Origin of the sequence: Streptomyces sp. NPDC059534 (genome assembly GCF_042743475.1) — a bacterium.
GTDB lineage: Bacteria > Actinomycetota > Actinomycetes > Streptomycetales > Streptomycetaceae > Streptomyces.
The window spans coordinates 262295-282979 of record NZ_JBHWAQ010000001.1 but is presented as its reverse complement, the minus strand read 5'-3'; the positions used below and the strand labels follow the sequence as shown (position 1 = coordinate 282979).

Here is a 20685-nt window from a genome sequence, read left to right as displayed (position 1 = left end):
TGATGGCGCCTCGCGCGGTCGCGCTGTGCCGGAATCCGCCGCGGAATCCGCTCTCCTGCCGCAATCGGCCGTCTTCAGGGCCAACTCTTGCCCGAAGTGCCGCTCGCTCGCCACATTGTGGTGCATCTTCCGCCCCCGTACCCCCACCCGCAGGGCGGCCCCCTCCCCATCGAGCCCACGCGGCCCTCCCGAAGAGGTAGTACGTATGACGGACTCCGGTACCCGCACCGCCCCCGTACGAAGAGGCGCCGTACGCGCCACCCCCGCCGGAGCGGTCATCGCCTCGGTCGCGCTCGTCGAGCTGTCCAGCGGGATGACCCAGGGCTTCCTGTCGCCGCTGCTCAAGGGTCTGACGGAGACGCTGAAGGTCACGGCGGCGGACCTGAACTGGATCAGCATCGCGAACCTGCTCGCAAGCGTCGCGTTCACACCGGTGCTGGCCCGCATGGGCGACCTGTACGGCCACCGCCGCATCCTGCGCTGGAACCTGGCCGTCGTCATCGCCGGCTCGGTCCTGGTCGGCCTCAGCCGCTCCTTCCCGGTGCTCCTCGCCGGGCAGATCCTGCAAGGGGCCATCGCCGGCTTCTTCCCGCTCCTCGTCGGCATCCTCCGCAACCGCCCCGACGGCGGCGACGCCGAGAGCCGCCGCGGCATCAGCCACATGGTCGCCGCGCTGATCGGCGGCCTGACCCTGGGGCTGCTGTCCAGCGGCTTCATCGCCGCCTCCGTCGACAGCCCCACCGCCGCCCTCTGGGTACCCGCGATCGGCGCGACCGTCGCGCTCGCCGTCACCTGGCCCCTGCTCCCCGAGTCCGACGACCGCCCCGGCGGCTCGGTCGACTGGGCCGGCGCGCTGCTGCTCTCGACCGGGCTCGTCGCCCTGATGCTCGCCCTCGGGCTCGGCGGCACGCCGGGCTGGGAGTGGACCTCCGCCCGCACCCTCGCCACTCTGATCGGCGGCGCGCTCGTGACCGCGCTGTGGGTGCGCGTGGAGCTCCGTACCGCCGAGCCCATGATCGACGTCCGGATGTTCCGTCACCGCCCGGTGGTCGTCGTCTCCCTCGTCACCCTCACGTTCAGCTTCTGCATGTTCGGCCTCCAGGTCGCCCACTCCGTCTTCCTCGGCACCAGCCCCGCCGAGACCGGCTACGGCTTCGGCTACGGCCCGGTCGCCATCGGCCTCGGACTGCTCCCCAACCTCCTCGCCATGGCCGCCGGCGCGCTCGCGGCCCCCGCCGTCGCCGCCCGCCTCACCGACCGGCTCACCCTGGTCACCGGCTCTCTCCTGATGGCCGCCGGGTACGGCACCGCGCTCGCCACCCACGCCTCCGCGCCGCTCTTCCTCCTCGGCACGGCCCTGGCCGGGCTCGGGAACGGCTTCCTCCAGCACTCCACGCGCACGCTCGCCGTGGAGTCCGTGCCCCACGACCGCACCTCAGTCGGCTCCGGCATCAACGAGCTCCTCATCAGCGTCGGCGGCTCGCTCGGCGCCGCCGCGATCCTGACCGTCTTCGCCGGGCACACCCCGGCCGGCGGCACCCTGCCCGACCTCGGCGCCTACACGACCTCCTGGGTCCTGTGCCTGGTGATCTCCCTCGCCGGCGCCGCGGCCTCCCTCCTCCACCGCTCCCCGTCCGAGGGCCTCCGATGACGACGACCACCACGACCCTCGCCGCCGCCCGCGCCCACGGCCGCGCCACCCTGGCCCGCCACCAGGACACGGTCATCGGGCTCAGCCACGCCCTGCACGCCGACCCCGAGCTCGCCTACGAGGAGCACCGGGCCGCCCGCCGCATCACCGACCTCGTCGAGCGCGCCGGTTTCGACGTGACGCGCGAGGCGTACGGGCTGCCCACCGCGTTCCGCGCCACCGCCGGCAGCGGCGACCTGGTCGTCGCGATCTGCGCCGAGTACGACGCGCTCCCGGGGATCGGCCACGCCTGCGGCCACAACGTCAACGGTTCGGCGTCCGTGGCCGCGGCCCTCGCCCTCGCCCCGCTCGCCGACGACCTCGGCCTCACCGTCGCGCTGCTCGGCACCCCCGCCGAGGAGTCGGGCGGCGGAAAGGTCGACATGCTCCGCGCCGGAGCCTTCGACGACGTGGCCGCCGCCATGATGGTGCACGCCGCGCCGCAGGACGCCGTCGGTCTCACCACCCTCGCCATCAGCAGCCTCTCGGTCGCCTACACCGGGGTCCCCGCGCACGCCGCCGCGATGCCGCACCGGGGAGTCAACGCCGCCGACGCGATGATGATCGCCCAGGTCGCCGTCGCCGCCCACCGCCAGCAGATGGTCCCCGGCGCCGTCGTCTCCGGTGTCGTGACCTCGGCCGGGGACGCCGCCAACGTCATCCCGGACCGCGCCACCGCCACCTACGACGTCCGCGCCGGTACCAGCGAGGAGCTCGCCGAGCTCCGGGCCCGGGTACGGGCCTGCTTCGAGGCGGGCGCCCTGGCCACCGGCGCCGAACTCCTCCTGGAGACCGTCGGCAACGACTACGCCGACCTCCGGCAGGACCTCGCCATGGGCCGCAGCTACCGGGCCGCCGCCGAGGCCCTCGGCCGCACCGTCCTGGCCAGTGACCCGGGCCTGCGCGGCGGTTCCACCGACATGGGCAACGTCTCGCACCTCGTCCCGACGATCCACCCCTCCATCGGGTACGACTGCGGCGACACGATCATGCACCACCCCGACTTCACCCGGTACGGCACGACCTCCGCCGCCGACCGGGCCGTCCTCGACGGCGGACTCGCCATGGCGTGGACCGCGATCGACCTCGCCACCGACCCGGACCAGCGGGCCCGTCTCCTGGAGCGCCGCGCGGCCCGCACCCCCGGCGACTGACCGCCGGCGGCAGCCGTGGACCCCACCGTGCCGGACGGCTGCCGGCAGCCGTCCGGCACGGGTACGGGGAGGGGACCTGAGCCTTCCCTCCCCGTACGGGTCACTCCGGGCCGTCCTCCGCGGCCTCCAAGGCGAACAGGGCCCCGTCGGGATCCCGCACCACCACCCGGCGCCCGTCGGCGTCCTCGGGGCCGCGCACCCCGCCCCACAGACCGCCCGGCACGACCACGCCGCCGTGGGCCAGGACCGCGGCCGTGGCAGCCTCCGGATCGGGCACCCGGAAACGCACCAGCCACCGCGGACGCAGCTGAGGCCGGGGGGAGGCGGATTCGACCGGGCCGCTGTTCAGCCGGGCGACGGCGACGCCGTCCCGCCGCAGCACCACCTTGTCCTGCTCGTACGACACCTCCAGGCGGCCCGCGGCCCCCTCCGTCCAGCGGAGCACCTCGCCGTAGAACACCGCCGCCTCGAACGCGTCCCGGGTGTGCAGCTCCAGCCAGGCAGGTGCCGCGTGCTCGCCGACGCGCCAGCGCGTCTCGACACGGCCCTCCCACACCCCGAACGCCGCGCCCTCGCGGTCGGTGGCCAGCGCCGCGCGCCCGTCGGGCGGGTAGGCGACGGGACCCACGCCGACGGTGCCGCCGCGCTCCCGGATCCGCGCCACCGTCGCGTCGGCGTCCGCCACCGAGAAGAACGCCGTCCACGCCACCGGGACGGCCAGCTCGGCCGCCACCGGCGCGATCCCGGCCACCGGCACCCCGCCCCGCTCGCCCACGGCGTACTCGTGCCCCTGGCCTCCCCGCAGGAACTTCCAGCCCAGCACCGCCCCGTAGAAACGCTCAGCCGCTTCGAGATCACGCGCGCTCAGGCTCAGCCAGCACGGCGCGCCCACCGCTTCCCCGGTCGTCGTCGGCCCCGACACCGGCACCACCTCCTCGTCGTCCTGCATCCAGCCTGCGCCCCTTCCCGGTCCTTCCGCCCGGCATGCGCGCGCTCACCCGGATGCCGACGTCCCTCACCCGTCCGGGTGTGCGGACCGGGGGACGGGCGGAGCCGTCCGGGGGATTCCGTGCGCGGCACCCCACGGACGGCTCCGGCTCAGCGGGCGCCGCTCGGGACCGGGGCGGCCGCGCGGGCGGCGTAGGCGCGGACGTCCGCGTCGGCGTCGCCGGCCGCGCCGGCGAGCGCGGTACGGGCAGCCGGGTCGCCCCGGTGGGCGAGGAGGGCGAGGACGGCGGCCTTGCGGACGTCCGCGTTCGGGTCGGCGAGGGCGCCGGCGAGGCCGGGGACGGCGAGGGCGGCCGGGGCGGCCCGCAGGGCCGTCGCCGCGCCGGCCCGCACCTGCCAGGCGGGGTCCGCGAGCGCCGCCTCCGCCGCCGCGGCGAGCCCGGGCGGGCAGCCCGTGTCGGCCAGCGCGGCCAGCGCGGCGCCCCGCACCAGGGGATCGGCGTCGCCGAGGAGCGGGCCGAGGGGTTCCGGCGCCGGGTCCCGCACGGCCGCGAGGCCACGGGCCACCGCGACGCGGACCTCGCGCGCCGGGTCGCCCGCTGCCACCGCGAGCTCCGGGACGGCGTCCACCGCGACCAGGGCCCGGACGGCCCGCACCCGTACGTCGACGGCGTCGTCGTCGAGCGCGGCGGCGTACAGCGGGGCGTCGCCGAGCCGCAGCGCCCGCAGCACGTCCAGGGCGGCGGCCCGCACGGCCGCGTCGGGCACGCCGAGCGCCTCCCGCAGCCCGGCCCCGAGCACCGGCTCGGCGGGCAGGACCTCGACCAGCTCGCGCAGGGCGGCCGCGGCCGCCGCCCGGACCCGCGGCGAGCCGTCCCGCAGCCGTGCGGCCAGCGCCGGCCCCGTCCCGGCCGGCGCGGTCTCGCCGAGGGCGGTGACGGCGGCGGCCCGCACCGCCGGATCGGGGTCGGCCAGGTACGGCCCGAGCGCCTCCAGGTCGGGGGAGTCCTCGACGAGCGACAGGAGCCGGAGGAGCCGGGGGTGCGGGGCCTCGGCCGAGGGCACCTCGGTCGTGGGCGCGTCCGCCGCGGGCAGATGCGCGGCCGGCGTGTCCGGAGCGGGCAGACGCGCGGCCGGTGTGTCCGGAGCGGGGAGATCCGTGGCGGGCGTGTCAGGGCCGCCCGCCGCCGAGCGGGCCGCCGGGGCGGCGTCGCGGGGCCCGGCCGTGGCGACGGGCACGAGCGCCACCTCCCCGATGTGCCGCTCGGGGCCGCCGGGCGGCGCGAACTCCGGCACCGGCACGACGTACGGCTCGACCGGCCGGGCGGTGAACTCCATCGCCCCGGACGGGGACTTGCGCAGGTCGAGGTGGTGCAGCCAGTCGGTGTCGTCCCGCTCCGGATGGTCGAGCCGCTGGTGGTAGAGACCCCACCGCGACTCGGTCCTGGCCAGCGAGGCCCGCGCCGCCATCTCGGCGCAGTCGCGGATGAACGACACCTCCGCGCACCGCATGAGCTCGTGCGGGGTCCGCGCTCCCATTCCGGCGATCTCCTCCGACATCCGGGTGAACGCCTCGACGGCCAGGGAGAGCCGGGCGCCCGTCTTCGGCGGTGACACGTAGTCGTTGACGAACCTGCGCAGCTTGAACTCGACCTGCGGCTGCGGCGGACCGTCGGGCCGGCGCAGCGGCCGGTAGACGAGCTCGTGGGCCTCCGCGAGCTGCGCCCGGTCCAACTCCCCTTCGTACGCCCGGTACCGGGACGCGTCCTCGCCCGCGAGGTCGCCGAAGACGAACGCGCCGATCATGTAGTTGTGCGGTACGGAGGCCAGGTCGCCGGCCGCGTACAGCCTCGGCACCGTGGTGCGGGCGTGGGCGTCCACCCGTACCCCCGAGGCGGAGTGGCCGCCGCACAGGCCGATCTCGGAGATGTGCATCTCGATGTCGTGGGTGCGGTAGTCGTGTCCGCGGTTCTCGTGGAAGGTGCCGCGGGTGGGCCGCTCGGTGGTGTGGAGGATCGACTCGACCGCGCCGATGGTCTCCTCGGGGAGGTGGCTCAGCTTGAGGTAGACCGGGCCGCGGTCCGAGGCGAGTTCCTCGGCGAACTCGGCCATCATCTGCCCCGACCAGTAGTCCGACTCCACGAACCGCTCGCCGTGCCGGTTCACCTGGTAGCCGCCGAACGGGTTGGCCACGTAGGCGCAGGCCGGTCCGTTGTAGTCCTTGATCAGCGGGTTGATCTGGAAGCACTCGATCCCGGTGAGCGCCGCCCCGGCGTGGTACGCCATGGCGTATCCGTCGCCGGCGTTCGTCGGGTTCTCGTACGTGCCGTACAGATAGCCCGAGGCGGGCAGGCCGAGCCGCCCGCAGGCGCCGGTGGCCAGGACGACCGCGCCGGCCCGGACGACCACGAACTCCCCGGTGCGGGTGTGGAACCCGGCCACGCCGACGGCCCGGCCGTCCTCCGGGTGGGTGAGGACGCGGACCGGCATGACACGGTTCTCGATCCGGATCCGCTCCCGCATCTCCCGCCGCCGCAGCTGCCGGTAGAGGACCTTCTTGACGTCCTTGCCCTCCGGCATGGGCAGCACGTACGAGCCGGAGCGGTGCACCTGGCGGACCGCGTACTCGCCGTGTTCGTCCTTCTCGAACTTCACCCCGTACGACTCCAGGCGCTGGACCATCGCGAAGCCGCGGGTGGCCGTCTGCCGGACGGTCGACTGGTCCACGAGGCCGTCGTTGGCGCGGGTGATCTCGGCGACGTAGTCGTCGGGTTCGGCCCGGCCCGGCACGACCGCGTTGTTGACGCCGTCCATCCCCATGGCCAGGGCTCCGGAGTGCCGGACGTGCGCCTTCTCCAGGAGCAGGACGTTCGCCCCGCGCTCGGCGGCGGTCAGCGCGGCCATGGTGCCGGCGGTGCCGCCGCCGACGACGAGCACGTCACAGGACAGTTCGGTCGCGTCGGCGAGGTCGGGGACGGTCAGGGGGGTGTCCACGGGGTGCCTTTCGAAGCGGCGGTCGGAGGCCGATGGCCGGGGTGAGGGGGCGGAGAGCGGAGGGCGGGCAGAGGGGGGGAGAGTGGAGGCCGGAGGTCGGAGAGCGGTGGTCTCAGAGGGAGTCGAGGACGCGACGGCGCAGGGCCGTCGTCGCGGGATCGTCGCGGGCGTCCCGCGCCCGCGGGTGCGGCACGTCGAGCACCTCGCCGGTCGCGAAGAGGACGACCCGGTCGCCGAGATGGACGGCCTCGTCGACGTCGTGGGTGACGAAGACGACCGTGGCGCCGGTGCCCCGCAGGATCTCCACGAGGAGGTCCTGCATCCCGGCGCGGGTGTGCGCGTCGAGCGCGCCGAACGGTTCGTCCATCAGGACCGCCCGAGGGCGGCCGGCCAGGGCGCGGGCCAGCTGCACCCGCTGCCGCTGCCCGCCGGACAGCTGGTGCGGCAGCTTCGGGGCGTGCTCGGCGAGCCCGACCCGCTCCAGCCACTCCAGCGCCGAGCGGCGCCGCTCGGCCCGGGGGACCCGGCGGATCGCGAGCGGCAGCTCGACGTTGGCGCGGACCGACCGCCACGGCAGCAGCGCGTCGTGCTGGAAGACGAGCGCCCGGTCGGCGCCGGGCCGGCGGATCGCCTCCCCGTCCTGGGTGACCCGGCCCTCCAGCGGCGGCAGCAGCCCGGCGAGCGTGCGCAGCAGTGTGGTCTTCCCGCAGCCGGACGGGCCGACCACGGTCACGAGTTCACCGGGCGCGATCCGCAGTCCCGCGGGGCCCGCCACGGGCGCCGCGCCGGGACGGCCCAGCCGTACGTCGTGCAGGGCGAGTTCGGCACCCGCCGACGCGGACCGGGCCCGAGCGGCCGGACCGGCCGAGGCGGGCGTCGTGGGTGGCGCGGCGGGCCCGGACGGCGTCGCGGACGTGGCGGCTGAGGCGGACGGGCTCACGGTGCTCATCGGACCGGCTCCTTCTCGGGCGGGGCGACGGGGGTGACGGGGGAGAGGGGGCCGGCCGGGGCGAGCGGGGCGGAGGCGGCGGACGCCGTCACGGACCCGGCGGACACGGGAACGGAGGCGGCGGACGCGGACGCGGCCGCCGCGCGGGCGGGGCCCGCCGGAAGCCGGTCGGCCGGACGCGGCAGCCAGGAGGTGACCCGGCGGCCGAGCGTCTCCACGGCCGTGGAGGTCAGCCAGCCCAGCGCGCCGATCGTGGCCATGCCGACGAACACCCCGGGGTAGTCGACGACCGTGTAGTCCTGCCAGGTGCGGTACCCCACCCCGTACTCGCCGGAGATCATCTCCGCCGAGATCACACAGATCCACGAGACGCCGATGCCCACCGAGAGACCGCCGAAGATCCCCGGCAGAGCGCCCGGCAGCACCACCGAGAACAGCACCCGGGCCCGGCCGCCGCCCATCGTGAGCACGGCCTCCTCCCACCCGGGGCTCAGCGCCCGCACCGCGTGCCGGGTCGACACGAGGACGGGGAAGAGGGCGGCGGCGCAGGTGATGAAGACGATGCCCTGTTCGTTGGTGGGCAGCAGCAGGATCGCCACCGGCACCAGGGCGATGGCCGGCACCGGCCGCACCACCTCCACCAGCGGGCCCAGGATGTCGGCGGCCCACCGGGACCGGGCGACGGCCGTGCCGGCCGCCACCCCCAGGACCGCGGCGAGGAGGAAGCCGACCGCGATACGGCGCAGGCTGTGGCCCAGGTCCTGCCAGTACGTCTCCGTGCCGACCCGGTCGGCGAAGGCGGAGGCCACCTCGACGACCGTCGGGAACTGCTCGAACCGCAGCCACAGAGTGACGTCCAGCGAGGTCAGCAGCTGCCACAGGCCCAGCGCCGCGGCGAGGGAGGCCACCCGGACCAGCCGGCGGCCCAGGGCCCCGGCGGCGCGGGCACCGCCGGGGTTCCGGCCGCTCACGAGGCGAGCCTCACGGCGTCCGCGTATGCGACGATCCGGGCGCCGGCGTGCCCGGAGACGTACCGCTCCGCCGCCGCCCGGGTCACGAAGGCGCGCCACGCGCCGCCGTCCGCGACCCACACCGCCCGGTCCGCGAACCAGAGCGTCCCGGTCACCGCGTCCGGCACGTACGCGGCCCGTACGTCGGCCCCCTTGACGGCCTTCAGGAGCGCGCCGGGGCTGTCGAAGGACCGGGTCGTGCTCTGCCCCCGCAGCCACAGCTCGGAGGTGGCCGCCGCCGCCCGGGGGTACTCCGGTCCCGGTACGGCCCGTCGCAGCGGCGCCGTGTCGACGAAGGCGTCGACGTCGACGTCCTTCACCAGACCGGCCTCCTTCAGCACCGGCACGTCCTCCTTGAGCGCGGCGATCAGCTCCGGGCGGAGCGCCGGGTCGAAGGTGGCGATGCCCTGGGCGCCGTTGTAGAGGTAGACCACCTCGGCGGGCAGCCCCGTCTCCTTCGCCACCGACTCGGCGGCGGCCACCGGCCGGGCGCGCAGCTCGTCCGTGGCCCGCCGCTGCGCCCGCAGGAAGGCGTCGAGGACGTCGGGCCGCCGCTGCGCGAACTCCTCGCGGACGGTGACCCCGTGGAAGGTCGGAAGGTTCAGCTCGGCCCCGTCGTACAGCGCCGTCGCCCGGCCCTGGAAGGCGAGCAGACCCGGCCAGGCGACGAACTGGGACAGCGCGTCGACGCTGCCCCCGGCCAGGGCCGAAGCACCCACGCTCGGCTGCTGGTTGAGCTTGGCGATGTCCTTCGCCGGGTCGAGCCCGGCCCGCCGCAGGGCCCGGACCAGGGTGCCGTCGGCCGCCGAGCCGACACTGGTGGACACCTTGCGGCCCTTCAGGTCCGCGAGCGACCGCAGTGACGAACCGGGGGCGGTGACGACGGTGTTGAGGCCGCCCCGCAGGTTGTAGCCGGTGACCGCGACGAGCCGCGTGGGCTCCTTGAGCTGCTTGCCGCGCGCCGCGTTGATCAGCAGCGGGAAGTCGCCCATCGAACCGATGTCGATCTTCCCGGCGGTCATCTGCGCGGTGATCGGGGCGCCGGTCGCGTAGTCCTGCCAGACCACCCGGTAGGTGCGGCCGTCCTTCCTCCCGGTGGCCGCGAGCTCCTGCTCGAAGTAGCCGAGCGAGCGCAGCAGGGTGCCGGCGGTGACGGTGTTGATGGTCTTCGACTGGTAGCCGACGGTCACGGTCACCGTCGTCCCGCCGGACCCGTCGTCGGAGCCGGCCGCACCGCCGCAGGCGGTGGCCAGGGGCAGCAGCAGGGCGAGCGGGAGCAGCAGGGGAAGTCCGGTGCCGGCCGTGCGGGTTCGGGAGGGGGAGGCGCCGGACACGGAGGTCCCGGGCCTGGACGTGCTGGGCAGCGGGGTTCTGGACATGGGAGGTCGGCCTTTCGCCTTCACCGGAGCAGGTAGGGCATGTTGACGGTCACGGCGCCGGTGGGACAGCGGGCCGCGCAGGGGCCGCAGTACCAGCACTCGTCCACATGCATGTACGCCTTGCCGTCGTCCTCGCGGATCGCGAGCGAGTCGAGCGGACACATGTCGACGCAGAGCGTGCAGCCGTCGATGCACTTCGACTCGTCGATGGTCACGGGCACGTCGGCACGCTGGGGGACCAGAGGCATGGCTGTCTCCAGGAAGGGGTTCGGGGGAAGGTCGACGGGGTCAGACGGAGCGGTGCAGCAGGCCGCTCATGGTGATGCGGTCGCCGCGGAACCGGATGAACTCCAGGTCCACCGGGCGCCCGTCGGGCAGATGGGTCAGCCGCTCCAGCATCAGGACCGCGGCCCCGCGGGGGGCCTGGAGCACGGCGGCCGAGTGCGCGTCGGCGTTGACGGCCTCCAGCGTGATCTCGGCGTGCCCGAGCGGCCCGCCGGTCAGCTGCTCCAGGAGCCGGAACACGTCCGTGTTCTCCAGATCGCAGCCGAGGAGTTCGCCGCCGATGTCCATCGGCAGATACGACAGGTCGAGGGAGAGCGGCAGCCCGTTGAGCCGCCGCAGCCGCTCGACGCAGAGCACGTCGGTGTGCTCCGGCAGACCCAGCCGGTGGGCCACCGGGCCGGACGCGGCCACCGGCCCGACGGTACGGACCTCGTTGGTGACCCGCCCGTGTTCGTGCAGGGTCTCCGCGAGGCCCTGGAGGCGGTCCAGGCCGTGCGGGTACTTCTCGCAGACCACCACCGTGCCGACCCCGGCCCGCCGGTCGACCAGCTGCTCGCCGCGCAGCAGGTCCAGGGCCTGCCGCACGGTGTTGCGGCTGGCCCGGTAGTCGGCGGCGATGGCGTCCTCCAGCGGGAGGACCCCGTCCGGGAACCCGCCCGCCAGGATCTGGTGGCGCAGCAGGTCGGCGAGCTGCCGCGCCCGGTCGGCCCGCAGCCGCCGGCGGCGGGCGGCGGCGACGGGGCGGGCGGCGGAGGCGGGTTCGGCGGACATGGGACGGAACGTAGCGGCGGACCGGCCCGGGTGGTGTTGCGGCAGTATTGCGCCACCTGACACCCCGTACGTACGTCTCTGACCTGCGGCGACGACGGGCGGGCGGCGAGATCCGCCACCGTGGCGCCCAGCACGTGGACGTCCGTCCGCCCACCATGTGGGAGAACCTCAGACGGTCCGCGCGTGGACCTGGCTCCGGAGCGCGACGGACAGCTGATGGTGGAGGGCGCCGAGCACCGGCTCGTCCGGGGCGAACAACCCCGCGGCGAGCTTCCAGTAGCGGCCGATCACCGGACCGTCGTGCAGCGCGAGCAGGCCGACGAGCCGACGGCGGAACGCCGGGGCGTCCGGCACCCCGCACGCGTGCGCGTACGCCGAGACGAAACAGTCCAGCGCCCCGCCGTCCTGCGGCGCCCGCCCCGCCCGCAGCTCCGCGGCCGCCAGCGCGTACGCCTCCGCCAGACCCTCGTACAGCACGGCCGGCCGGTACTCCCCGTCCGGCAGCGGCGGCGCCGGACGGTGCTCCGCCGAGGCGAGACGCGGGTCGGTGACGAGCGCGTGCAGCCGGGCGAACGCCAGCACCTGTGCGGGGCTCGGATCCTCCGGAGGCCGCGGCACCACCGAGTCGACGACCAGGGACACCACCCGGCCCGGCAGCCGCGCCGGCAGGATGCGGCGCCAGAACCCGGCCAGGGCCGCCGTGTCCGGCGGCAGGGCCACCGCGCCGAGCAGCCGCAGCCGGTCGGCCCGCTCCCCGGCGGAGCAGTCCCGGACCAGGCCCAGCGAGACCGCGCGCCAGCGCAGCGCCGCCAGGCGGGAGCCCAGCTCCCGCAACTGCCCCGCGACCACCTCCTCCAGGACGTCGTCGCGGACCTCGGCCCCGGCCCCGTCGCCGGGCCCCACGCGCGCGTGCGCCCCGGACAGCAGCCGCTCGATCTCCGGCAGCGGCACGTCGAGGGCGCGCAGGGAGCGGATCAGCCGGAGCCGGTCGAGCGCCTCGGCCCCGTACCTGCGGTGCCCGCCGGAGCTGCGCCCCGCCTCGGGCAGCAGACCTCGGTCGGAGTAGAAGCGCACGGTCTTCACCGTGGCACCCGCGTGCCGGGCGAGCTCACCGATGCTCCACTGGCCGTCGGACAACACGAACGTGAACCTCCGTCAGGGGAATCCGGACCGACTGCGGACACCCCATTCTGCCGCCCGGTCCCGGCGGGGCGTCGGCCGGAGGCGCGGCGTGAACCTCTGCCCGGGGGAGTTCCGAGCGTGCTTGAACCTCCCCCTGGGGGAGTTCCTAGCGTGACGGGCGGGACATCCCCGAGGAGTCACGAGGAGACGATCATGACCGTGTTCGTGCTGGCGTCCGGCCCCTTCACCGCCGGCTGGGTGTGGGAGGAGACCGCCGCCCGGCTCCGGGCGGCCGGAGCGGAGCCGTACCCCGTGACCCTGACCGGCATGGGGGACCGGCGGGGCGAGGGCGGGACCGGGACCGGGACCGGCCTGGAGACCCACATCGAGGACCTGCTGGCGGTGATCGACGGCATCGACGCCCCCGACGTGGTGCTCGTCGGCCACGGGTACGCCCTGCACCCGGTGTTCGGCGCCGCCGACCGGCGCCCGGGACGGGTCGCCCGGATCGTCGCCGTGGACACCGGCCTCCCCGAGGACGGCCGGCCCGCCCTCGCGTCCGTACCCGACCCCGAGGTCAGGGAACGCCTGGCGCACGGGACGGACGGCGCCCCCTCCGGCGGCCACGACCCGGTGCCGCCGCCGTCGCCCGGGACCTGGGGGCGCTGGGGCAGCACCGAAGGGATCCCCGCCGACGCGCTGGAACGCCTGACGCGGCTCGCCGCACCCCAGCCGCCCGCCACCCTCACCGAGCCGCTCCGGCTGACCGGCGCGGCCGCGGCGCCGCCCGTCACCGGCGTGCTGTGCACGGCGAACGGGTCGAGCATCGCCCTGGTGGAGATGCTGGTGGAGTCGGGTCCGCCCCGGTACCGGGCGCTCGCCGACGCCCGGGTGCGCTTCCTCGAACTCGCCACCGGCCACTGGCCGATGCTCTCCGCCCCCGCCGAACTGGCCGAGGCACTGCTCGGCGCGGCGGCCGGCGAGGGCCACCGGGTGACCGCGCCCGACCACGCCCACGCACAGCCGTCGCACCTCGCGCCCTTCCTCATGGACCTCCCCGAGGCGCCGCGCGAGCGGCGCGGACGGATCGACCTCCACCTCCCGGCCGGAGCCGACCACGTCCCGGAAGGCGCCGGCCGACTCGTGCTCGGCGCCGACCACGACCAGGACGGCGCCGATCGCCTCCCCGCCGCCGACGGTCCGGGCGCGGCCCACCGCCCCCGGCCGGCCGTGGTCTTCGTCCACGGCGGTCCCGTCGCCCCCGACCAGCGCCCCACGCCGCGCGACACCCCGTTCTACCTGGGGTACGGCCGCTACGCGGCGAGCCGGGACGTCGTCGGCGTGACCCTGGACCACCGGCTGCACAGCCTCGCCGACTACCCGCTCGCCGCCGACGACCTCGCCGAGGCCGTCGCGCTCGTCCGCGCCGACCCCCGGGTCGACGGCGAACGGATCGCGCTCTGGTTCTTCTCCACCGGCGGTCTCCTCGCGGCGGACTGGCTTGCCGCGCCCCCGCCGTGGCTGCGCTGTGTGGCGGCGACCTACCCCGCCCTCGCGCCGCCCCCCGGCTGGGAGGGGGCGGGAGCCCGCTTCCGTCCCGTCGACGCCGTCGGCACGGCGGACGGGCCGCCGGTCGTCCTGACCCGGGCGGGGCTCGAACACCCCGCCTTCGAGGCGACGGTCCAGGAGTTCCTGGACGCCGCCGCCGGGAACGGAACGGACGTCGAGGTCGTCGACGTGCCCCACGGCCACCACGGCTTCGAACTGGTCGACCCCACCGACGAGTCCCGGGCTGCCGTGGCCCGCGCCATGACCGCCGTCCTCGGCCACCTCCGGGACTGAACCGGGGTCAGTCGTCCAACGCGTCGAACCGCAGCCCCGAGGAGGACTCGCCGCGCCCCGGGCGGGCGCGGCGCGAGGTCCAGAGCACGCCCCGCCCGTCGGGGGTCCGCGCGTACTGGTGGGCCCGGGTGAGGGTGACGCCCTCGCGCGGCACCTCCTCGGAGAACAGGTCGTACGCGTTGGGCAGGCCCGGCGAGAGCAGCCGGCCCAGCGGGAGCAGCGGTTCGCCGTCGGGCCCGGTCGTATGGCCGAGCCGCAGCACGTACGCGCCGGGGCGCGGCTCCCGGGGAAGGAGCGGGAACCAGTGCTCCGGGACCTCGCTCATCAGCCGGTAGACGGCGGTCCCGCCCGCCACCGCCGGAGCGGGGCGCGCCACCGGGGCCGTACGGGCGCGGTCCAGGGTGCCGCCCACCGGCGTCGGCACCCGGCGCTCCACGGCCCATGCCTGGTTGGCGCCCTCGTCACGGGCGAGCAGCACCTCCTCGACGGGCTCGCCCTCCAGGCCGCCGACGGTCACCGGCGGCACGAAGAGGCCGAGGTGCCGGCCGCCGTCCTCGGTGCTGAGGCGGTGCACCGACCAGTGGGCGTCCCCCGTCCCCGCACCGGGCACGGGCAGCAGCGTGGGACCGCCGAGCTCCGAACTGAACGTGTCGCCGACGACCACCGAGGTGAGCGTGGTGACGCTGCCGACGGGCACGTCGAGCGGCACCAGGTACCAGTCGTTGCCGTACACCGTGGCGAACTCGGCGACCAGCATGCGGGCCAGGTCCGACGGGGCCGCCTCGACGCCCCCGAGGTCCACCCGCGCGTCCTCGAACTCCCAGTACCGGCGGGCCGGCATCCCCGGGAAGCGCACCGGCGCCGGGAACGTGGTGGAGAGCAGGGACTCCCGGGCGGCCGGTGACTCGAGGCCGGTGTCCCCGCCGGCCGTGAAGTCCGTCCAGTCCAGCGCGCCGCCCTGGTAGGCGGGGGCGGTGAGCGTCGTCTCCGTACCGCCCTGGGACAGGCCGACCGAGAACCGGTGCTCCAGCCGCCGCGCGTCCCACGCGGGATCCCCCTCGGCCGCCGTGAGATGCCGCTCGTCGTACCAGTCGAGCCAGGACCGGAACACGGCGTACGCGGCCGGGGGCAGCCCCCAGCCCGGCTCCTCCGGCGTCGGCGCGGACGCGTGCAGGTGGAACGCGAGGGCGTGGCCGTCCGGCACCCGGCCCTGCAGCACCGACAGGAAGCGAACGGTGGCCGCGTCGACGCCGCCCTCCTCGCCCGTGAGGCCGAGCGGGAAGTCGTCCAGGAGCATCCCGACGGCCTCGGCGACGGCGTCGGCCGGGAGCCCGGCGGAGCGCAGCAGCCGCAGCAGGTGCTGGCCCGCCTCGGCACCCGACCGCAGATCGGCGGAGGTGGCGCGCGCCCCGCCGGGCTCGGCCTCCACCAGCGCCTCGAGCGGCGTGGTGCCGTCGTAGTCCGTGCCGGCGCCCGCCGGGCGGCCCGGCCGGTACCGGCTGATCCGGTCGGCATGGCCACGCACGCGCACCCATACGGGAGTTCCGGCGTCGTCGCCGAGGAACTCGCCCAGCTGCCACTGCCGGGCCAGCATCCAGGCCGGGTCGTGGACCTGGCCCTCCAGGGACGGCCGCAGGTCGCCGGTGCGGGCACGGGGTTCGAGCCGGGTCCAGGTGGTGATCGAGGTCATGGCGCCTACCTCCGCAGGCCACGGGTGAAGTCGGTGGCGACCGCGTCCTCGTACCGGGTGTTCATGGCGAGGAGCGCGGCCGGGGCGAGCTGGCCGATGTCGGCCACGGCGGTCGGACTGTCGGGGTGCAGGGCCTCGTAGTCCACGGCGCGCACCCGCGCCAGGTCGAGGGCCGCTTCGACGGTCGCGCCGAGCAGGTCCGGGGTCCAGGTGGGGGACGCGTCCGGCGGGACGGCGAGCAGCACCGTCTGCGGCGGCGCCGCGTCCGGCGCGTCGATGTGCACGGCGACACCGGTCGTCTGCCGCTCGCGCGGCACGACCTCCGTCCACTCGTCCACGATCAGGCCCCGCAGCCGCCCGGACAGCAGCTCCGTCGGGGCGTCACCGCCGGCCGGCGCGTGCAGCACCAGGGAGAGACGCGGGCCCGGCTCCTGCCCGGCCGCCGGGGGCAGCGCGGCCCAGCGCTCGGCGCGCGCCGGGTCCGCGGACGCGGTGTACGGGGTCTGGGCGACCACCGCCGTGAGCGCGTCACCGCACTCCAGCGCCTCCGCGTACCCGAGGGTCGTGACCAGCCGCTCGACCCCGCGCCGTACCCGGCCGAGCCGGGTCAGCCAGCCGGCCGGTGCGTGTGGGTCCCCGCCGAGCAGCGTGTCGGCGTGGGCCAGGGACGCGGTGAGCGGCCCGGGCGGCGGCGCGGCGAAACCGGGCAGCACCACGAGCTCGCTGCCGAGCAGCGCTCCGAGCACCTCCCGCGCCCACGCCCCCACCGGCAGCGTGCCCTGGGCGCGGGCCGTGTCGGCACCGGCCGACAGGCCGAGCCTGCGCGTCAGTTCGGGGACCACCGCCATGGCGAGCCCCGTCAGGAGCGCGGCGTGCGCGGCGAGTACCTCCGGCGTCGCACCGGGGCGCGGCGGCAGCGGCGGGGCCGCCGCCGGGACTCCCACGAGGTTGGCCGTGAGCAGGCCCCGGTGCAGCCGTTCGACCCGGCCGGCCGCGGCCGTGTCGGCCGGGGTGGACAGCTCGGCGACGGCTCGCCGTACGACGTCACGGACGGCGACGGCCCGCGGTTCCAGTGCCGGATCGTCCGGCCCGGCGTCGCTCCCCTCGGGAGCCGCTTCCGGCGGAGCGAGGTCCGTAGGCCGCAACGGCCTTGCCGTGCGCAGCAGTTCACGCGCGGCCCGGATGGTCTCCAGGAACAGCCCGAGCCCCTCGTCGCCGGCGGGGACCGCGGCCGGCCGGGGCGCGGCCGCCTCCCGCGCGGCGAGTACGCCGTCGGCGTGCAGCAACAGGTGCCGCTCCAGGTCCGAGCCGGGCAGCGCCTCCGGGTCCAGCCCCAGGGCCAGCCAGTCCAGCGGCGACAGCGGAATCCCGGTGAGCGGCACCGTGCGGCTGCTGCCGTCGGCGAGCCGGACGGTGTACGCGACGCTCTCGGGCGCCGGCAGCAGCGCGGTCAGCCACGCGGCAAGGGCCGGCTCGGCGAGCGCACGGGTCTGGGTGAGGACATCACTCGCCCAACCACCGTCGCCGGAACCGGAACCCGTGCCGGAGCCCGTGCCCGTGCCCGTGCCCGTGCCGGAGCCCGAGTCGGTCCCGGAGCCCGGACCACCGGGTCCGTCGTCCGGGAGGTCCCCGCTGCCGGGAGGCGCGCCGGGGCCGTCGTCGGAGCCGTCGTCGGCCGGCGGCGGGACGACGATGGGCGGGGTGTCGCCGGCTCCGCCGCCGCCGGAACCCGGGGCCGCGAGCGCGCGGGCCGCCGGCGAGGCGGTGGGCGAGGCGGCCGGCGAGACGGTCGGCAACGGCTCGGGCAGGAGGACGATCACCCGGTGGGTGATCGCGTCGCCGGCGCGCGGGGTGCGCAGGGACTCCAGCTCGGGCGGCGGGGCCTCGCCGTTGCCCATGGCGTCGACGGTGGCGCCGGCGCGCAGCGGGTTGCCCTGGGCGGCCTGGTGGACACCCTCGACGAGGAGGGCGTCGGCGACCGAGTCCACGGCGTCGGCGAGATCGGCCAGGACGGCTTCGAGAGCGGCGAGTTCCTCCGCCGCGGTGGACGGCACGCCGACGTCGCGGACCAGGTCGAGCCGGCCGGCCGCGCGGCGCCGGTGCAGCCGCAGGCCGTCGACGACGTCGTGGGCGGCGACGGTCTCGCTGACCGTGCCGTCGTGGTCGACGTGGGTGGCGGTCGTCGGGGCGAGCGCGCGGAAGCGGTCCGTCCAGGACGTGAGGGTCCGGATCGGATGGTCCTTGAGGGCCCGCTCGAAGCGGTAGCCGAGGAGGGCGCCCAGGGGTTGCCCCTGTCGGACGCCGTCGAGGAGCCAGGACGCCGTGCGGGCGCGCGCGGAGTGGAGGTCGATCGCGGTCGGCGCGTCGGGCAGGTCGCCATGGGCCCGCTGGGCGGCGCGGAGCACGGCGGCCGTGGTGGCCTGCGCGAGCGAGGGCGCGTGGATCGGGGACGCCGTGTCGGCGGCCTCGAACAGCTTCCACGGCGTGACGGTGCCGGGGGCCGCCAGCGGGTCCGTCACCTCGCCCTCCGGGCGCCGCTCCGGCGGCACGGTCCTCGGCTGCGCGGAGCGGGGCGTCACGTCGAGGAGCCAGCCGTAGCCGCCGAGATGGCAGCCGTACGGGTACGGGGAACCCGGCCGCCGCAGCCAGGCGAGCCGCCGCGTCGCGAGCGAGGTGATCCACGCGTCCAGGCGGTGCGAGGTCGTGTCGAGGTTCTGCGCCAGCAGCCGTTCCAGCTCCTCGGCCGGGAGCGGGGCGAGCGCCTTGAACGCGGCCAGCGTCTCGTGCAGGGGCTGGAGCTCGGACCGGTTACGGGCCTCCGGGCTCCACACGTACGCGTCCGCGGTGGCGGGCCCGGGGGTGCCGGGCGGCAGGTTCCGCCGGGCGCGCTTCCATACGGTCGCCGTCCTGACGGCCTCGTCGACGTCGACCAGCTCGGGTTCGTTCCGCTCGGCCCGGCCGGTGCCGAGCGCGTAGTCGACGGCCCGGGCGTACTCGGCGAGCAGCGCGTGCCGGGCGAGCCGGTAGAGGAGCGGTGTCGACAGGGCCTGGGCCGCCTGGTCCCCGCCGGCCGCGCCGAGGTCGTGCCACCAGCGCGCCCACGGCAGGCCGGCGCGCTCCGCGGCGCCCGGGACCCGCGCCCACGCGGGCGGGTTCAGCGGGTCGGCGAGGGCGGCCAGGTACGCGGCGGGGGTGCCGCCGGGCGTGCCCGCCGGGGCGTCGGTCCACGGGTGGTCGAGCGGCCACGCCCTGTCGGCGTACACGACACGCCCGGGGCCGAACTCCCAGCCGGGCAGCCCGAGGCGGGCGGTGAGGTCGCGCACGTGACCGGAGAGGCCCGTGCGCCACTCGTCGTTCAGGCTGAGCGGGCCGTACCGCCACAGCGCGGCCACGTAGTCGGCGCCGACGGCGCTGCGGGCGTGCAGCCTGCGGGCGGTCGGGGCCATGCCGAGGATCTCGGCGACGGTGCCCTGCGAGGCCGCGCCGCGCGTGATCCGCGGCACGGCGTTCGGGTCCGCGGCCGAGGGCGCCCAGATCCGGTCGCGCAGGGTCCGCAGGAAGCGGGGGACGGCCGGGTCGAGCCGCGTGGCGGCCGTTCCGGTGCCCTCCAGGTCCGTCCAGCGGTCCAGTGGCAGCACGGGGAGGATCCCGTACGGCTGGCTCCCGATCCGCAGGGCGGGCAGCGGCCCGCCGGGCCGCAGGTACCGGCGGGCGTGGTCGCGGGCCCCGAGCACCTGGCCCTCGGAGAAGCGGTCCTCGGCGAACTGGCGCAGGTAGTAGCCCCAGGTGGCCTCCCACAGGGCGGTGGCCATGTCCCGGGCGGCGGCCTGGTCGCGGCGGCGCGCGTCCCGGGCGCGGGCCAGCGGCGCGGGACCGCCGGTCGCGCCGACGAGCGGCAGCCCGAACGCCTTGGCGAGGACGGTCGCGTTGGCGTCGGCGTCGGTCGGCACGCTGTCGAGGTGCCGGACCCGGTACGCCTCGCGGTTGGCGGGGTCGCGGCGGCTGTAGCGGGAGGTGGCGGTCGCCGTGTTGTTGGACGGCGCGCCCGGCGGCACGTACCCGAGGCCGCGGGTGTAGTACTGCGCCTCGATGAGCGCGGTCAGTTCGGCCGTGGCGACCGTCGGCTTGTCCTCCAGGACGCCGTACGCGAAGAGCCGGGCGTAGCCCACGCCGCGCGGCAGCCGCACCGCCATGCCGATCGCCTCGGCCGCCGCGAAGTCCACCAGCCACCGGGTGGCGCCGTCGGCCGGCGGGGCCGCCGGGTCGAGCTCCTCCAGGTCGGCCGTCGGAGCGGGCCCCACCGGCAGCGGACCGCCCGTCGGGCCGCCGACCTTCGCCGTGACCCGCGTGACGGCGGGCGCGGCCGGGTCCTTGGGGTGGCCGACGACGTACCAGCGGCTCGGCAGGGCGCGCGCGACCGGCCGCCTCGTCCAGCTCGCCGGCCGCTGCTCGCCGGGCGCGGGGAACACGGGCCGGGCGTCCGCCCCGCCCGTGCCCGGCTGCTCCATCGGGTTGACCGGGGTCATGACGCGGGCGACCCACGCGGCCCGCTCGTGGCCGAACCGGTCGGCGAGCTCGCCCCAGGCGGCCGCCTCGGCCGGCCCGTCGCCGCGCGCGTCCCAGACGCCGAGCCAGTAGCGGCGCCCGTACAGCTCCTCGTCGGCCGTCAGCAGGGTCTCGTGGGTGTCGACGTGGATCTCGTCCGGGTAGATCCGGACGAGCAGCTCGGTGGCGGTGAACCGGGTCTCCAGCCGGACGGGCAGCAGCACCACGGGCAGCGCGGTGGGAAGGGTCCAGGCAGGGGGCGGTGGCGTGGTCATCGGCGTCCGTCCAGGTGGCGTGCGGAGGAGT

At 76.4% G+C, this 20685-nt stretch carries 13 protein-coding genes; 3 read left to right on the top strand and 10 right to left on the bottom strand.

Annotated elements, in window-relative coordinates; all coding sequences use genetic code 11:
• The first annotated feature begins 205 nt into the window (after positions 1-205).
• Positions 206-1651 carry an MFS transporter gene (locus ACFVZH_RS01075; protein WP_384891168.1) on the top strand — a complete coding sequence of 482 codons (1446 nt, stop codon included), beginning with the start codon at positions 206-208 and terminating at the stop codon, positions 1649-1651.
• Complete coding sequence (locus tag ACFVZH_RS01070; RefSeq protein WP_384891166.1) at positions 1648-2844, top strand: amidohydrolase; 1197 nt, start codon at positions 1648-1650, stop codon at positions 2842-2844. Before ACFVZH_RS01075 ends, ACFVZH_RS01070 begins: the two co-directional genes overlap by 4 nt.
• A 100-nt stretch (positions 2845-2944) precedes the next feature.
• On the opposite strand, the gene ACFVZH_RS01065 is transcribed toward ACFVZH_RS01070, so the two are convergent.
• The 8 genes from ACFVZH_RS01065 to ACFVZH_RS01030 all read right to left on the bottom strand — a co-directional run bounded on the left by ACFVZH_RS01065 (position 2945) and on the right by ACFVZH_RS01030 (position 12320).
• Positions 2945-3793 carry a VOC family protein gene (locus ACFVZH_RS01065; protein ID WP_384891163.1) on the bottom strand — a complete coding sequence of 283 codons (849 nt, stop codon included), beginning with the start codon at positions 3791-3793 and terminating at the stop codon, positions 2945-2947.
• A gap of 149 nt (positions 3794-3942) precedes the next feature.
• Entirely contained in the window at positions 3943-6786 is a 2844-nt protein-coding gene (locus ACFVZH_RS01060) for a fumarate reductase/succinate dehydrogenase flavoprotein subunit (RefSeq protein ID WP_384891160.1), read from the bottom strand.
• 112 nt (positions 6787-6898) lie between these two features.
• Complete coding sequence (locus ACFVZH_RS01055; protein WP_384891156.1) at positions 6899-7735, bottom strand: ABC transporter ATP-binding protein; 837 nt, start codon at positions 7733-7735, stop codon at positions 6899-6901.
• Complete coding sequence (locus tag ACFVZH_RS01050) at positions 7732-8706, bottom strand: ABC transporter permease (RefSeq protein WP_384891153.1); 975 nt, start codon at positions 8704-8706, stop codon at positions 7732-7734. The genes ACFVZH_RS01055 and ACFVZH_RS01050 overlap by 4 nt, the downstream gene beginning before the upstream one ends.
• On the bottom strand, positions 8703-10124 hold the full coding sequence (locus ACFVZH_RS01045; RefSeq protein WP_384891149.1) for an ABC transporter substrate-binding protein: 1422 nt from the start codon (positions 10122-10124) through the stop codon (positions 8703-8705). Before ACFVZH_RS01045 ends, ACFVZH_RS01050 begins: the two co-directional genes overlap by 4 nt.
• 20 nt (positions 10125-10144) lie before the next feature.
• Positions 10145-10372: a ferredoxin family protein gene (locus ACFVZH_RS01040; RefSeq protein ID WP_017236562.1), complete on the bottom strand. Its 228-nt coding sequence runs from the start codon at positions 10370-10372 to the stop codon at positions 10145-10147.
• A gap of 40 nt (positions 10373-10412) precedes the next feature.
• Positions 10413-11180, bottom strand: a complete 768-nt coding sequence (locus ACFVZH_RS01035; protein ID WP_384891146.1) for a GntR family transcriptional regulator — start codon at positions 11178-11180, stop codon at positions 10413-10415.
• A 168-nt stretch (positions 11181-11348) separates the two neighbouring features.
• A complete protein-coding gene (locus ACFVZH_RS01030) occupies positions 11349-12320 on the bottom strand; it encodes a MerR family transcriptional regulator (RefSeq protein WP_384891143.1) in 972 nt (323 codons plus the stop codon).
• Positions 12321-12515: 195 nt separating this feature from the next.
• Here ACFVZH_RS01030 and ACFVZH_RS01025 point away from each other — a divergent pair, with 195 nt between their 5' ends.
• Positions 12516-14144, top strand: coding sequence for an alpha/beta hydrolase (locus tag ACFVZH_RS01025; RefSeq protein ID WP_384891140.1), 1629 nt, complete (start codon positions 12516-12518; stop codon positions 14142-14144).
• Positions 14145-14151: 7 nt separating this feature from the next.
• Here the strand turns inward: ACFVZH_RS01025 and ACFVZH_RS01020 are convergent, their stop codons facing one another.
• Entirely contained in the window at positions 14152-15834 is a 1683-nt protein-coding gene (locus ACFVZH_RS01020) for a hypothetical protein (RefSeq protein ID WP_384891137.1), read from the bottom strand.
• Positions 15835-15839: 5 nt separating this feature from the next.
• Entirely contained in the window at positions 15840-20654 is a 4815-nt protein-coding gene (locus ACFVZH_RS01015) for a hypothetical protein (RefSeq protein ID WP_384891134.1), read from the bottom strand.
• Positions 20655-20685: the final 31 nt, after the last annotated feature.